The organism is Xanthomonas bonasiae (assembly GCF_017163705.1).
Lineage (GTDB): Bacteria > Pseudomonadota > Gammaproteobacteria > Xanthomonadales > Xanthomonadaceae > Xanthomonas_A > Xanthomonas_A bonasiae.
Genome location: NZ_JAFIWB010000020.1, coordinates 1 through 15020, shown reverse-complemented (window position 1 = coordinate 15020; position 15020 = coordinate 1). Strand labels below are relative to the sequence as shown.

Below are 15020 nucleotides of genomic sequence, written 5' to 3'. Positions count from 1 at the left end.
CAGGCCGCCGCGCGGTTCACAGGTCGAACTGCACGCTCAGTGCATAGGTGCGCGGCGCGCCGACGCTGTTGGTGATCCAGTACTTGCGGTCGGTGAGGTTGTCGATGCTCGCGCGCCAGGTGAGCGGATGCCCGTGCAGGCGCATGCGATAGCCGGCGCCGACATTGGCCAGCGTGTAGTCCGGCAGCTTCAGCGTGTTGGCGGTGTCGTACCAGACGTCGCCGAAGTAGCGCAGCGCGGCGTAGACGCTGAGTCCGTCGATGCCGGGGAACGCGTAGTCCACGTGCGCCACGCCTTGCCAGCGCGCCGCGAAGCTGACCCGGTGGCCTTGATCGGCCGCGTTGTCCGGCGAGAGTTTGTCGTAGCGCGGATCCAGCCAGGTGGCGCCGGCGCCGAGGCTCAGTTGCTCGGTGAGGCGGTAGTCGCCGCTCAGTTCGATGCCGTCGTACAGGGTGATGCCGTCCTGCTCCAGGTACTTGCCGGCGGCGGTGATGCGGTCGATGCTGGCGCCGCGCTCCAATCGGAATGCCGCCGCGTTGGCGTTCCAGCGCGGATAGGCGAGCTTGGCGCCGATCTCGTACTGCTTGCTGATGGTGGGGTCGAGCACCTGGCCGGCGTTGATGTAGTCGTCGCCGACGCGGCCGCCGGCTTCCAGCGACTCGATGTAGCTGGCATACAGCGTGACCGCGTCGGCCGGCTTGTACATCAGCGCATAGGTCGGCGTGACCGGATAGGTGTGGTACGTGCCGACCTGTTCGTAGTCGTTGTAGCGCCAGCCGGCCAGCAGCGACCAGCCCGGCGCGAAGGCGACGGTGTCGCTGACGAACAGCGCCTTCTGCAGCGTCTCGCTGCTGCGGGTCATCACCCGCGAGGCGCTGCTGTAGTGGGTCATGCCCTGCCAGTCGTAGAGGTTGCCGCGGCCGATGGTCTGCCACACGTAGGGGCGGTCCCAGCCGGTAGCGTCCTGGCGCGAGGCGCCGGCCACCAGCTGGTGGCTCAGCGGTCCGGTGACGAAGCGGCCCTGCAGCATCAGCTGCACCAGCTTCCACTCGCTCCTGCCGCCCAGTTCGTAGGCGTTGACGGCGTAGTCGCCGTTGCCGTCGTCGATGTAGGCGAAGATCTTGTTGACGTCGTTCCACGAGGTGGTGACGCCGTAGTTCAGGCTGGCCTTCCAGCCGTCGGCGAAGCGCCATTCCAGCCCGGTCGACAGCAGGCGGGAGCGGGTGTCGTAGTACGAACCGGTCACCGAGCGGTCGGCGTCGCCGGCGATCGCGCGCGGCACCGCGCTCAGGCCGATGAAGTAGTACTGCGGCGCTTCCTCGGACAGCTGGCGGCTCTGGTAGACCAGGTCGGCGGTCCAGGTGAGGCGATCGCTCAGGCGCGCGTCGAGCGCGGCCGAGACGACCTTGCGGTCGACCTCGCCGCCGTTGTACGTCTCGCCTTTCTCGCGGAAGGCGTTGAGGCGGTAGCCGAACATGTCCTGGTTGCCGAAGCGCCCGCCCGCGTCGAGCTGGGCGCTGGCCACGGCGTCCGAGCGCCAGCCGAGCCTGGCCGACAGGGTGGTGTCGTCGGTCGGCTTCTTGGTCAGGTAATTGACCAGGCCGCCGGGCTGGCCGAAGCCGTACAGGAAGCCGGCCGGCCCCTTCAGCAGCTCCACCTGTTCCATCGCTTCCAGCGGCCATTCGCTGCCCCAGGACGAGACCTGCAGGCCGTTGACGCGGTAGCTGTCGTAGCTCAGGCCGAGGCCGCGGTTGATGATCGGCGAACTCCAGCCGCTGGAATAGGCGCCGACCTGGGTGACCACCGACGGATCGTTGAAGAAGGCATCGCCCAGCGACACCACCTGGCGCTTGTCGAGGTCGTCGCGATCCAGCACCTGGATCGCGAACGGCGTGTCCTGCACGTTGCGTTCGCCCAGCGCCCCGGCGTTGGCATGCACGCGCGCGGCGGTCACGCTGACCGCATCCAGCTCGGTCGCCTGCTCGCTCTCCGCGTCTCCGGCATGGGCGTCGCAGGCCAGCAGGAGCGCGGCGGCGAGCGCGGCCAGGCGCACGCCGCGATGGAATCGGCAGGGGAGCACATGCGCGGCGAGCGCGGACGGACAAGACATCGGCAGCATCCTTTTCTGCGGGCAGCAGCGTGCCGCCCGCGATCGGCGAAAGCGGTGGGAGAGGAAGGGGGATGGCTGACCGCTGGATGTCCCGGATGCGGGAAACTGACTCCGTCGACGCGGAGCCATGCGCTGGCTAATGCGAATTGTTCTCTTTTGTGAAGCTCAGGTCAACGGATCGTTGCCTGGACGCGCTCCAGCATGGCGGCCGGCACGGCTGTGCGGGCGCTCGCGCTCACACCGACAGTTGCCGCAAGCGCGCTTCGAGCAGCGCCGGGAAGCGTTTGAACCAGGTCTGGTTGAGCGGCGAGGGATGCGGCAGCGGATGCAGGGTGAAGCGGCGCGCTGCGCCGGTCTCGGTCCGCAGGCCGATGTCGATGTGCGCGTTGAAGCGCGACGGGTCGGCCCAGAATGCGTCCAGCTGCGCGCGCACGTCCCTGGGCTGGTCGATGCCGAACCACAGGAACGCTTCGCGGCCGAGGGTGACGATGTCGCGGCCGCGCCATTGTTCGATCAGCAGGCGCCGCATCAACGGATGGAAGCGCCGCTTCACCTGCATCGACCAGGCCTTGTTGCCGAGCGGCTTGTACGGCACGGTGTTGATCCAGAAGACATCGCGGCCGACCGCGAGCGAGGCCGCGAAATCGGGCATCGCCTCGCCGCCGTGCAGGTGCCGGTACAGCGCCTTGCGCACGAGCTGGCCGCCGCTGCCGACGAACGGTTCGCCGTATTCGACCTCGGTGCGGCCCGGGTCGCGGCCGAAGACGCACAGCCGCGCGTTGCGGCGGCCCAGGCCGATGATCGGCTCGAGTGGGTCCTTGGCGTAGTCGGCGTAGACCTTGGTGTCGATGCCGTCGGTCTGCGCCGCCAGCGCGCGGAATTGTGTGCGGAGGTCGGGATCCAGCGCCATGGAATGTCCTCGAATGCCGATGGTGTCAGCTGTAGGAGCGGCTTCAGCCGCGACAGATCCTATCCGTAGGTGCCCATACGATCTGTCGCGGCTGAAGCCGCTCCTACAGAGGGCGGCGTGGCCCCTACGCGCCGCGTTCGCGCGCGATAGCGCGCCAGCCGATGTCGCTGCGATGGAATTCGCTGGGCCACCGGATCTGCGCCACGCCGGCGTACGCATTGCGCTGCGCGTCGGACACGCTGTCGCCCAGCGCGGCCACGCACAGCACGCGGCCGCCGGCGCTGAGCACGCGGCCAGTGGCGTCGAGCGCGGTGCCGGCATGGAACACCTTGGCGCTGGCCGGCACCTGGTCCAGCCCGGTAATCGCTTCGCCGGTGACCGGCGTTTCCGGATACGGCGCGGCCGCCAGCACCACCCCCAGCGACGGGCGCGGATCCCACTGCGCTTCGGTCGCGTGCAGGCGGCCGTCGATCGCCGCTTCGATCAGATCCACCAGGTCAGACTGCAGGCGCAGCATCACCGGCTGCGTTTCCGGGTCGCCGAAGCGCACGTTGAACTCGATCACCTTCGGCGCGCCGCTGGCGTCGATCATCAGCCCGGCATACAGGAAACCGGTGAACGGCACGCCGTCGGCGATCATGCCTTGCACGGTCGGCTCCACCACCTCGCGCATCACCCGCGCGTGCACCTGCGGCGTGACCACCGGTGCCGGCGAATACGCGCCCATGCCGCCGGTGTTGGGGCCGGTATCGCCGTCGCCGACGCGCTTGTGGTCCTGGCTGGTGGCCATCGGCAGCGCAGTGGCGCCATCGACCATGGAGATGAAGCTGGCTTCCTCGCCGTCGAGGAATTCCTCGATCACCACGCGCGCGCCGGCATCGCCGAAGGCATTGCCGGAGAGCATGTCGCGCACCGCGGCTTCGGCCTCGTCCAGGGTCATCGCCACGATCACGCCCTTGCCCGCGGCCAGGCCGTCGGCCTTGACCACGATCGGCGCGCCTTTGTCGCGGACATAGGCCAGCGCCGCGTCCACCTCGGTATGCACTTCGTAGAACGCGGTCGGGATGCCGTGGCGGGCGAGGAATGCCTTGGCGAAGGCCTTGCTGCCTTCCAGCTGCGCGGCCTTGGCGCTGGGGCCGAAGATGCGCAGGCCGGCGGCGCGGAAACGATCGACCACGCCCAGCACCAGCGGCACTTCCGGGCCGACCACGGTCAGCGCCACGGCTTCGTCCTGGGCCAGCTTGAGTAAGCCATCCAGGTCGTCCACCTTGACCGCCACATTGCGGCACTTGGTTTCAGTGGCGGTGCCGGCATTGCCCGGGGCGACCAGCACTTCGCTGACGCGCGGGGATTGGGCGAGCTTCCAAGACAGGGCGTGTTCGCGGCCGCCGGAACCGATGACGAGGATTTTCAAGGCGTGTCTCGTGAGGTCGAAGGAAGAACTATTCGCAGGCTTCGCGCTGCATCGAATCGGGGAACGGATAGGCCCAGCGCTTGGCGTCGAACGCGAACACCTGGGTGGTGCCGAGCTTCTTGCCGCAGGAGATGCCGCGTTCCTCGATGGTCACCGGCCACACCCGCGCGGCGCGATCGCTGTCGTCCACGTCGAGTTCGAAGTCCACGTCGAACAGCTGCGCCTGGCATTGCGCGGCGGTCTGCTGCGGATCGCGGCCGTCGTCGCTGCAGTCCAGCGCGCCATGATTGTCGATGTGCTGGCGCACCGAGCCGGCGTTGACCAGGCCCTTGGGGCCGGGCAGCACCAGATCCTGCGATTCCAGCACGGTGCCTTGCCCAACCCAGCTGCTGTAGACCAGAAAGCCGTAGAAATCGCTGCCCAGCCGCAGGATGTCCACCGCGCCCGGATCGCCATCGCTGCCGAAGCCGTCGCCGAGCTTCTCGGCCACCACCGCCAGGCCCTGGCCGGCGTCGCGCAGGATCAGGAAATCGATCAGTCCCGGATTGGCATGGCCGCCGCCGCTGAGCCGGTGGCAGACCGCCAGCAGCTCCTGGATCTGGTCGCCGACCACCACCGGCTGTTCGGCGCAGACCTCGCTCTGCACCGCGTTGCCGTCGGCCTGGCCGGACCAGCTCTCCGACAGGCGCGCCTGCTTGCCGTAGCGCGTCTGCAGGAACGCCTGCAGGCGTTCGGTGCGCGGCACATGCGCAGTGGCTGCAGGCGCTGCGGCTGGTGTCGGTGCGGCCGCCGGCGCGGCCGGCGTTGGCGTGGCGGTCGGTTTGCAGGCCGCCATGCCGAGCGCGAGCAGCAGCGGCAGGCCGTGGCGCAACGGGCTGGATTTCATCGTTCGGATCCCTGGCCGCTCAATGGCGGAAATGGCGCACGCCGGTGAACACCATCGCGATGCCGTGTTCGTCGGCGGCGGCGATCACCTCGCCGTCGCGCATCGAGCCGCCTGGCTGGATCACCGCCTTGATGCCGGCCGCCGCGGCCGCGTCGATGCCGTCGCGGAACGGGAAGAACGCATCGGAGGCCATCACCGAACCTTCCACCACCAGCTCCGCATCGGCGGCCTTGATGCCGGCGATGCGCGCCGAATATACCCGGCTCATCTGCCCGGCGCCGACGCCGATGGTGCGGTAGTCCTTGGCGTAGACGATGGCGTTGGACTTGACGTACTTGGCCACCTTCCAGGCGAACAGCAGGTCGGCGAACTGCGCTTCGGTCGGCGCCAGGCGGGTGACCACCTTGAGGTCGTCGCGGCTCACCACGCGGTCGTCGGCGGTCTGCATCAGCAGGCCCGAGCCGATGCGCTTGGTGTCGACGAAACCGCCGGACACCGGCGCCAGCGGAATGCGCAGCACGCGCACGTTGGCCTTCTTCTTCGCGTACTCGAGCGCACCCTCTTCGTAGTCCGGCGCGATCAGCACCTCGACGAACTGGCGGTCCAGGATGACCTTGGCGGTGGCCGCGTCCAGCGTGCGGTTGAAGGCGAGGATGCCGCCGAAGGCGCTGGTCGGATCGGTCGCGTAGGCCAGTTCGTAGGCATCGCCGCAGGCCGCGCCCACCGCCACCCCGCAGGGATTGGCGTGCTTGACGATGACGCAGGCCGGCGCGTCGAACTGGCGCACGCATTCCCACGCCGCGTCGCTGTCGGCGATGTTGTTGTAGCTCAGCTCCTTGCCCTGCAACTGCTGGAACGTGGCCAGCGAGCCCGGCGCCGGGCACAGGTCGCGGTAGAACGCGGCGTGCTGGTGCGGATTCTCGCCGTAGCGCAGGTCCATCACCTTGACGAAGGTGCCGTTGCTCTGCGCCGGGAACGCGGTGCGGCACACGCCGGCCTCGTTGTGCTCGACCACCGCCGACAGGTAATTGCTGATCGCCGCGTCGTACTGCGCCACGCGGTTGAACGCGGCCACCGACAGCGCGAAGCGCTTGGCCGCCGACAGCTGGCCGTCGTGCGCCTCCAGTTCGGCGAGCAGGTCGGCGTACTGCGCCGGATCGGTGGCCACCGCCACGCGCGCGAAGTTCTTCGCCGCCGAGCGCAGCATCGCCGGGCCGCCGATGTCGATGTTCTCCACCGCCTCGGCGAGCGTGCAGTCGGCCCTGGCGGTGACCGCCTCGAACGGATACAGGTTCAGCACCAGCAGGTCGATCGGGGCGATGCCGTGTTCGGCCATCACCGCGTCGTCGGTGCCGGCGCGGCCGAGCAGGCCGCCGTGCACCAGCGGGTGCAGGGTCTTGACCCGGCCGTCCATCATTTCCGGGAAGCCGGTCAGCTCGGACACGTCCTTGACCGCCAGCCCGGCCTCGCGAATCGCCTTGGCGGTGCCGCCGGTGGACAGCAGTTCCACGTTGCGCGCGGCCAGCGCGCGGGCCAGGTCGATCAGGCCGGTCTTGTCGGAAACGGACAGCAATGCCCGGCGCACGGGCAGGAAATCGGAGGACATGGGGCAGGGCACACATCGGAGCGGGGAGCCGATATTGTAGGCTGCGCCGCCCCGGCATGGACCCTCAGGACCCCGCAATGGTTTCGATCTACGCATTGAAAGGACGCTTCCAGGACCTGCTGCGCCCCGGGGTGCGTGGCCTCTACCGGCTCGGCGTGACCGCCAACCAGGTCACCGTGGGCGCGGCCGCGGTGTCGCTGCTGGTCGCCGCCTGGGTGTTCTGGCGCGCGCCGGCGCAGCCGCTGTGGTACGCGCTGCTGCCGGCGTGGATGCTGCTGCGCATGGCCTTGAACGCGGTCGACGGCATGCTGGCGCGCGAGTTCGGCCAGCAGTCCAAACTGGGCGCCTACCTCAACGAACTGAGCGACGTGATCGCCGATGCGGCCCTGTACCTGAGCCTGGCCAGCGTGCCCGGCGCGGCTGCCGGCTGGCTGTGGGCGCTGGCGCTGGCGGCGGCATTGACCGAGTATGCCGGGGTGTTGGGGCTGATGGTCGGCGCCGGACGGCGCTACGACGGACCGATGGGCAAGAGCGATCGCGCCTTCGCGATCGGCCTGCTGGGGCTGCTGCTGGCCGGCGGCTGGGTCGGGGCGAAGACGGTGGACGGGTTCGCGATCGTGCTGGCGCTGCTGTGCGCGGCGACGGTGCTGCGGCGCGTTGCCGCCGGCCTGCGTGAGGCGGCGCCGCGCTGAGCCGCGCGGCGCAGGCCGCGGCAACGACACGGAAGCGGTAGCGGCACTCACGGCAACGGCAAGTACGAACGACAGGGAATCGGCAACGGATGCGGCAGGTCAGCGAAAGCGAGTTTTGCAGTTTCGACGGAACGCGGTTGTTCTACCGGCATTGGCCGGCGATGGCGCCGGCGGCGGTGCCGCGTGCGGTGGTGCTGCTGCATCGCGGCCACGAACATTCGGGGCGGGTGCTGCACCTGGCGGTCGAACTGGGGCTGGACGACTGCGCGATGTTCGCCTGGGACGCGCGCGGCAACGGCCGCTCGCCCGGCGTGCGCGGCGATGCGCCCGGCTTCCCGGCGCTGGTGCGCGACCTGGACCGCTTCATCGCCCACATCGGCGAGGCCCACGGCATCGCGGTGCAGGACATCGTGGTGATCGCGCAGAGCGTGGGCGCGGTGATCGCCAGCACCTGGGTGCACGACTACGCACCGCCGCTGCGCGCGCTGGTGCTGGCCTCGCCGGCGTTCAAGGTCAAGCTGTACGTGCCGTTCGCGCGGCCCGGGCTGGCCTTGATGCACAAGTTGCGCGGCAATTTCTTCGTCAACAGCTACGTCAAGCCGCAGTGGTTGACCCACGACCCGGCGCGCGTGGCGAGCTACCGCGACGATCCGCTGATCACCCGGCCGATCTCGGTGCGGGTGCTGCTGGGCGTGTACGCCGCCGCCGACCGCGTGGTCGGCGACGCGCAGGCGATCACCGTGCCGGTGCAGTTGCTGGTGTCCGGCGACGATTTCGTGGTGCACCGCGGCCCGCAGGACCGTTTCTACGAGCGGCTGTCCTCGCCGGTGAAGGAGCGCCACCTGCTGCCCGGGTTCTTCCACGACACCCTGGGCGAGCGCGACCGCGCGCCGGCGCTGGCGCAGATCCGCCGCTTCGTGCGCGAGCGCTTCGCCGAGGCGCCGGCATTGCCGAGCCTGCTGCAGGCGCACCGCCGCGGACCGACCTTCGAGGAAGCCGAGCGGCTGTCCTGGCCGCCGCAGAAATACAGCCTGCAGGACCTGCGCTGGCGCTTCGTGCGCGCCAACCTGCGCTTCGGCGGCACCCTGTCCGAGGGCGTCGCGCTGGGCCTGCAGACCGGCTTCGATTCCGGCAGCACGCTGGACTACGTGTATCGCGACCGCGCCAGCGGCAAGGGCCCGTTGGGGCGCTTCATCGACCGCAACTACCTGGATGCGATCGGCTGGCGCGGCATCCGCGTGCGCCGCACCCATCTGCACGAACTGCTGCGCCTGGCCATGCAGCGGCTGCGCGACGCCGGCGCGCCGGTGCGCGTGCTCGACATCGCCGCCGGCCACGGCCGCTACGTGCTGGAAGCGCTGGCCGGCGGCGAACAGCGCGCCGATGCGATCGCGCTGCGCGATTTCAGCGCCTTGAACGTGGAGCGCGGGCGCGCGCTGATCGCCGAACTCGGCGCCGCCGACATCGCCCGTTTCGAGCAGGGCGACGCCTTCGACCGCGACGCGCTGGCGGCATTGCAGCCGCGGCCGACGCTGGCGGTGGTGTCGGGCCTGTACGAACTGTTCCCCGACAACGACCAGGTGCTGCGCTCGCTGCAGGGCGTGGCCGCCGCGGTCGAACCGGGCGGCTACCTCGCCTACACCGGCCAGCCGTGGCACCCGCAGCTGGAATTCATCGCCCGCGCGCTGACCAGCCACCGCGGCGGCGCGGCCTGGGTGATGCGCCGCCGCACCCAGCAGGAGATGGACGAACTGGTGCGCGCGGCCGGCTTCCGCAAACTCGAACAGCGCATCGACGAATGGGGCATCTTCACCGTGTCGCTGGCGCAGCGGATCGCGCCGTGAGCGAAGCGGCGCCGCGGCCGTGGCGGCGGGCGCTGGCGTGGCTGGCGCTGCTGGGGCCGTTCTTCTTCCTCAGCTACGGCCTGGCCAATACGCTGGCCGAGCGTCGCGCCTACGTGCCGTCGCTGCCGTTCGCGTGGGAAACGCAGATCCCGTTCTGGCCGTGGACGATCGTGCCGTACTGGTCGATCGACCTGTTCTACGTGATCTCGTTCTTCGTCTGCCGCACGCGCGCCGAACTGGATACCCACGCCCGGCGGTTGCTGACCGCGCAGCTGCTGGCGGTGAGCTGTTTCCTGCTGTGGCCGCTGCGTTTCGGTTTCGAGCGGCCGCCCAGCGAAGGCGTGTTCGGCTGGCTGTTCGCGGTGCTGCTCGGCTTCGACAAGCCGTTCAACCAGGCGCCGTCGCTGCACATCGTGCTGCTGGTGGTGCTGTGGGTGCGCTATGCGCAGCATCTGCACGGGCGCGCGCGCGGCGCGCTGCACGCCTGGTTCGCGCTGATCGGGCTGTCGGTGCTGACCACCTACCAGCACCATTTCCTGGACATTCCCACCGGCCTGGCCGCCGGCTGGCTGTGCGTGTGGCTGTGGCCGCAGCGCATCGCGCCGCCGTGGAGCGCGCTGGCGTTGGCGCGCGATCCGGCGCGTTGGCGGCTGGCCGCCGCCTATCTATGCGGTAGCGCCGTCTGCGTCGCGCTGGCATGGGTGCTGGGCGGTGCGGCATGGTGGCTGCTGTGGCCGGCGCTGTCGCTGCTGCTGGTCGCGCTCGACTACGCGTTGCTTGGCGCGCTGGGCCTGCAGAAGCGCGCCGATGGCCGCCTCAGCCTGGCCGCGCGCTGGCTGTACGCGCCGTACCTGGCCGCGGCCTGGCTCAATGCGCGCGCCTGGACCCGGCGCGATCCGGCGCCGCGCGAGATCGCCGACGGGGTCTGGCTGGGACGCCTTCCCGGCCGCGGCGAGCGCGCGGCGTTCGCGGTGGTGGTCGATGTCTGCGCCGAACTGTCGCTGCGCGATGCCGGTGCGCACGACCGCAGCGTGCCGATGCTGGACCTGGTCGCGCCGCCCGCGCCGGCATTGCGCGAAGCCGCCGCCGCGATCGAGGCCGCACGCCGTCACGGCCCGGTGCTGGTGTGCTGCGCACTGGGCTATTCGCGCAGCGCCGCCGCGGTCGCCACCTGGCTGCTGCACAGCGGTCGCGCCGCCGATCTGGATGCCGCGCTCGCGCTGCTGCGCGCACGCGCAGCGCGGGTGGTGCTGGGGCCTGCGCAGCGCGATGCCATCGCCGCCGCATGCGCCGCGCCGTACCTGCCGCCGCGCGCCCTGGAGCTGCCGGCATGAGCACGCCGCTGGAACTGCGCACGATGGCCGCACTGCTGCGGCAGGCATCGCCGCTGGACCGGCTGTCGCTGGTGCTGTTCGCCGTCGCGCTGCTGCTGGGCGCGTGGTACGCCAACGTCGCCATGTCGCTGGCGGCGATGCTGTGCCTGCTTAGCGTGCTCGCCGGCGTGGCGCAGCGCTACTGGGCCGCGCGCGTCGGCCTGGATGCCGCGCTGCTCGACGCGGTGCTGGCCGAAGCGGACCTGGACCAGGCCGGCTCCGATCTCGACGCCGCCCTGCACCGGCTCGGCCTGCTGCGGCGCTTGCCGCCGCCGCGCGACTGGCAATCACGCTGGCGCGGCATGCGCGGCTTGTTGTTGCGGCAGATCGCCAGCCTGGCGCTGCAGCTGCTGGCGCTGCTGGCGGCGCAGATCGCGGCGCAGATCGCATGACGGAGCGCAGGCCATGACCGCCTCCACCGATCCGGCGCCGCTGCCCCACGCCGACGCCGCGCAACAAGCGCTGTGGCAGCGGCTGCAAGCCTACCGTTTCGGCGAGGCCGACGACGCCTTGCCGGTGTTCGTGCGCCGCGTGGCCAGGGAAGCCCAGGTCTCCCTGACCGTGGCCGCGCAGGCGATCGAGGAATACCGGCGCTTCTGCTTCCTGGCCTGCAGCGGAGCCGAGGACGTCACCCCCAGTGCGCTGATCGACCAGGTCTGGCATACCCATCTCACCGATACTCGCGAATACTGGCAGCAGTTCTGCCCCCACGTGTTGCAGACCACCCTGCATCACCGGCCCGGCCGCGGCGATGCCGCCGACGCCGAGCGCCACGCCGCGCAATACCGGGCCACCCTGGCGCGCTACCGCTGCTATTTCGGCGAACCGCCGACGGCCTGCTGGCCGGCACCGGCCGGGGAGCGCGCCGCGCGGGCCGCCACCGCCGGCGATCTCCACGCGCGCCGCTGGGACAGGCCGCGCGCATCCGGCAAGGCGCTGTGGCTGTGGGCGGCGGCCACGTTGCTGCTGGGCTGGTGGCTGGGATTGGACAACCCGGCCGTCTCGCCGCTGCACTGGCGCGGCAGTGCCTTCATCGTGCTGTTCCTGGCGGGGATCGGCCTGGCCTGGGCGCTGGCCGCGCGGTTGCGGCGCGCGGTGCGCGGCCTCGGCCAGCGGCACGCGGCCAGCGTGGTCGATCACGCCGAGCTGGCGTTCCTGGCCGGCGGCAGCGAGCGCGTGGCTGACCTGCACCTTGGCTTGCTGCAGATCTGCGGCGCGGTGCAGCTGCGGCCGACGTTGTCGACGCTGACGCGCCGCCGCAGTGATGCGACCGCGCTGCACGTGGCGGACGGCGTGGCGGTGCCGGCGTCGCTGCAGCGCGCCCTGCAACTGGTCCGCGCCAACCCGACCTTGTCGCTGGCGCTGCAGGCGCTGCGCGACGACGCGATGCCGCTGCGCCAGGCGTTGATCGGCAAGCGCTTGCTGCTCGGGCGCGGCCAGGCTTGGTGCGCGCGCCTGCTCGGCGCCGCGCCGCCGGTGGCGCTGTGGGTCGTGGGTGCGCTCAAGATCGAGATCGGCTTGCAGCTGCAGCGCCCGGTCGGCTTCCTGGTCGCGGCGATGGTGGCGGTGACGCTCATCGCACTGGGCTTCCTGCTGACCCCGCCGCGCCGCAGCGTCGCCGGCGACCGGCTGCTGGCCGCGCGCGATGCGGCATGGCGCGCCGGGACGGTCCTCTCCTCCACGACGCCCGGCACGCACCTGGCCACGCCGCTGGCGCTGGGCGGCACCGGCGTGCTGATGAGCACGGCGTGGGCCGACTATCACGCGCTGCGATCGCCGGTGGTCGCCAGCAGCGGCGGAAGCGGTGGCGGCAGCAGCTGCAACACCGGCGGTGGCGGTGGCGATGGCGGCGGCAGCAGTTGCAGCAGCGGCTGCGGCGGTTGCGGTGGAGGTGGCGACTGATGGCCCGACCGACCCTGGCACAACGCCGCGCGCAGTGGCGCGCGCGCCTGGCGACGGCGCTGCGCGCACGTGGCGCCACGCCCAATGGCCTGTCCTGGACCGCCACCGGCTTCGCCGCGCTGGCGGCGCTGATGTTCTATTGCGCCTGGCGCGAGCCGCCGCGCGATGCGGCCGGCTTGCTGCTGTTGGCCGCGCTCGGCCTGCAGGGGCGGCTGCTGTGCAATCGCCTGGACGGGCTGATGGCGCGGCAGGCGCGGATGGTCGGCCGCGCCGGCGAGGTCTACAACGAAGCGCCCGACCGCCTGTCCGACGTCGTCGTGTGCCTGGGCGTGGGCTACGGCCTGCAGCACGTGCTGAGCTGGGGAGCCGACCTGGGCTGGGCCGCGGCCTTGCTGTGCGTGGGCACCGCCTACGTGCGCATGCTCGGCCTGGCTTGTGGCGTCAGCGAGCCCTTGCAGGGACCGATGGCGCGCGTGCAACGCATGCACTGGCTGTCGCTGGCTGCGCTGCTGGCGGCCGTCGTTCTGCTGCTGCACTACACGGCCGTCGCCGAAATGATTCTGGTCGCGACCATGGCGCTGCTGATCGGCGGCGCGGCCGTGACCATCGTGATGCGTCTGCGCGCCATCGTGCGCGAACTGGAGGGGACATGATCGAGCGTCTGATCGCCCGCGGCTGCAGTGCCGCGATCCGCATCCTGACCGGCGCGCGTGCGTTCTGGCGCGGCTGCATTCCCTCCAGCGAACGCCGCGTGTACTACGGCAACCACGCCAGCCACGGCGATTTCGTGCTGATCTGGTCGTCGCTGCCGGCGGCGCTGCGGCGCGAGGTGCGGCCGGTGGCCGCAGCCGAGTACTGGCAGCGCGACGCGCTGCGCCGCTACCTGATCCACGCGGTGTTCAACGGCGTGCTGATCGAGCGCGAGGCCGCGCAGCGCAGCCGCGATCCGATCGAGTGCCTGTGCGAGGCGGTCGATGGCGGCGGCTCGCTGATCCTGTTTCCGGAAGGCACGCGCAACACCGAGGAAGGCGTGTTGCCGTTCAAGAGCGGCATCTACCACCTGGCGCGGAATCGGCCGGAGCTGGAGTTCGTGCCGGTGTGGATCGACAACCTCAAGCGGGTGATGCCCAAGGGCAAATGGCTGCCATTGCCGCTGCTGTGCACCACCACCTTCGGCGAGCCGCTGCGGCTGGGCGCCGGCGAGGACAAGCAGGCGTTCCTGGAACGCACGCGTGCGGCGCTGCTGGCGTTGTCGCCGGAACAGATGGAGGCCGCACGATGAGCGCGATCGCCTTCAGCGACCATCTGCAGCAATCCTCGCTGCGGCAGCAGACCATCTGGCTGTTCCTCGGCATCGCCGCGGTGCTGCTGCTGGCCACGCTGATTTCCGAAACCCTGCGCTGGCGCGCGCGCGGGCGCCCCAGCGCGGTGCTCGACAATCTGGTGGCGCGGATCCGCGCCTGGTGGGTGATGGCCGCGGTGGTGGCGCTGGCGTTCGTGTTCGGGCGCATCGGCGTGATCGTGCTGTTCGCGCTGGTGTCGCTGTTCGCGCTGCGCGAGTTCATCACCCTGGCGCCGACCCGGCGCGGCGACTACTACGCGCTGCTGGCCGCGTTCTACATCGTGCTGCCGTGGCAGTACTGGCTGGTGTGGAGCGGCTGGTACGGGCTGTACACGCTGCTGATCCCGGTCTACGCGTTCCTGGTGCTGCCGATCCTGGCCACCATCGGCGGCGACACCACGCGCTACCTGGAGCGCACCGCGAAAGTGCAGTGGGGGCTGATGATCTGCGTGTTCTGCATCTCCCACGTGCCGGCGCTGCTGAACCTGGAAATCCCCGGCTACGAAGGCCGCAACCTGCTGCTGTTCGCGTTCCTGGTGATCGTGGTGCAGTCCTCGGACGTGCTGCAGTACGTGTGGGGCAAGCTGATCGGCAGGCACCTGATCGCGCCGAAGCTGTCGCCGTCCAAGACCGTGGAAGGCTTCGTCGGCGGCATCCTGTCGGCGAGCCTGCTCGGCGCGGCCCTGTGGTGGATCACCCCGTTCTCGCCGCTGCAGGCGTTCGCGCTGGCGCTGGTGGCCAACCTGATGGGCTTCTTCGGCGGCCTGGTGATGTCGGCGATCAAGCGCGACCGCGGCATCAAGGACTGGGGCCACATGATCGAAGGCCACGGCGGCGTGCTCGACCGGCTGGACTCGGTGTGCTTCGCCGCGCCGGTGTTCTTCCACCTGATCCGCTATGGGTGGGTGTGAGAGGCCGGGATTGGGGATTGGGGATTGGGG

The 15020-nt window shown here is 70.6% G+C and carries 13 protein-coding genes; 8 read left to right on the top strand and 5 right to left on the bottom strand.

Annotated elements, in window-relative coordinates:
- Nucleotides 1–16: 16 nt before the first annotated feature.
- The 5 genes from JR064_RS15705 to purH all read right to left on the bottom strand — a co-directional run bounded on the left by JR064_RS15705 (nt 17) and on the right by purH (nt 6926).
- The gene (locus JR064_RS15705) at nt 17–2110 is read right to left on the bottom strand and encodes a TonB-dependent siderophore receptor (protein WP_206230372.1); all 2094 of its coding nucleotides are present in this window, start codon (nt 2108–2110) and stop codon (nt 17–19) included.
- Nucleotides 2111–2345: 235 nt separating this feature from the next.
- Complete coding sequence (locus JR064_RS15700; RefSeq protein ID WP_206230371.1) at nt 2346–3020, bottom strand: uracil-DNA glycosylase family protein; 675 nt, start codon at nt 3018–3020, stop codon at nt 2346–2348.
- Nucleotides 3021–3144: 124 nt separating this feature from the next.
- On the bottom strand, nt 3145–4434 hold the full coding sequence (gene purD / locus JR064_RS15695) for a phosphoribosylamine--glycine ligase (RefSeq protein ID WP_206230370.1): 1290 nt from the start codon (nt 4432–4434) through the stop codon (nt 3145–3147).
- 28 nt (nt 4435–4462) lie between these two features.
- Nucleotides 4463–5320, bottom strand: coding sequence for a hypothetical protein (locus JR064_RS15690; RefSeq protein WP_425510305.1), 858 nt, complete (start codon nt 5318–5320; stop codon nt 4463–4465).
- Nucleotides 5321–5339: 19 nt separating this feature from the next.
- On the bottom strand, nt 5340–6926 hold the full coding sequence (gene purH / locus JR064_RS15685) for a bifunctional phosphoribosylaminoimidazolecarboxamide formyltransferase/IMP cyclohydrolase (RefSeq protein ID WP_206230369.1): 1587 nt from the start codon (nt 6924–6926) through the stop codon (nt 5340–5342).
- 77 nt (nt 6927–7003) lie between these two features.
- On the opposite strand from purH, the gene JR064_RS15680 reads away from it, so the two are divergent.
- The 8 genes from JR064_RS15680 (at nt 7004) to JR064_RS15645 (ending at nt 14990) form a co-directional block, all read left to right on the top strand.
- The gene (locus tag JR064_RS15680) at nt 7004–7618 is read left to right on the top strand and encodes a CDP-alcohol phosphatidyltransferase family protein (RefSeq protein WP_206230368.1); all 615 of its coding nucleotides are present in this window, start codon (nt 7004–7006) and stop codon (nt 7616–7618) included.
- A gap of 89 nt (nt 7619–7707) precedes the next feature.
- The gene (locus tag JR064_RS15675) at nt 7708–9462 is read left to right on the top strand and encodes a bifunctional alpha/beta hydrolase/class I SAM-dependent methyltransferase (RefSeq protein ID WP_206230367.1); all 1755 of its coding nucleotides are present in this window, start codon (nt 7708–7710) and stop codon (nt 9460–9462) included.
- Complete coding sequence (locus JR064_RS15670; protein ID WP_206230366.1) at nt 9459–10796, top strand: dual specificity protein phosphatase family protein; 1338 nt, start codon at nt 9459–9461, stop codon at nt 10794–10796. The genes JR064_RS15675 and JR064_RS15670 overlap by 4 nt, the downstream gene beginning before the upstream one ends.
- Nucleotides 10793–11227 carry a hypothetical protein gene (locus tag JR064_RS15665; RefSeq protein ID WP_206230365.1) on the top strand — a complete coding sequence of 145 codons (435 nt, stop codon included), beginning with the start codon at nt 10793–10795 and terminating at the stop codon, nt 11225–11227. The genes JR064_RS15670 and JR064_RS15665 overlap by 4 nt, the downstream gene beginning before the upstream one ends.
- Nucleotides 11228–11240: 13 nt before the next feature.
- A complete protein-coding gene (locus tag JR064_RS15660) occupies nt 11241–12737 on the top strand; it encodes a TIGR04222 domain-containing membrane protein (protein ID WP_206230364.1) in 1497 nt (498 codons plus the stop codon).
- The gene (locus tag JR064_RS15655; protein WP_206230363.1) at nt 12737–13390 is read left to right on the top strand and encodes a CDP-alcohol phosphatidyltransferase family protein; all 654 of its coding nucleotides are present in this window, start codon (nt 12737–12739) and stop codon (nt 13388–13390) included. The genes JR064_RS15660 and JR064_RS15655 overlap by 1 nt, the downstream gene beginning before the upstream one ends.
- Complete coding sequence (locus JR064_RS15650; RefSeq protein ID WP_179569090.1) at nt 13387–14019, top strand: lysophospholipid acyltransferase family protein; 633 nt, start codon at nt 13387–13389, stop codon at nt 14017–14019. Before JR064_RS15655 ends, JR064_RS15650 begins: the two co-directional genes overlap by 4 nt.
- Nucleotides 14016–14990 (top strand): phosphatidate cytidylyltransferase, encoded by a 975-nt coding sequence (locus JR064_RS15645; RefSeq protein ID WP_206230362.1) that lies wholly within the window; start codon nt 14016–14018, stop codon nt 14988–14990. The genes JR064_RS15650 and JR064_RS15645 overlap by 4 nt, the downstream gene beginning before the upstream one ends.
- The last annotated feature ends 30 nt before the right edge of the window (nt 14991–15020 follow it).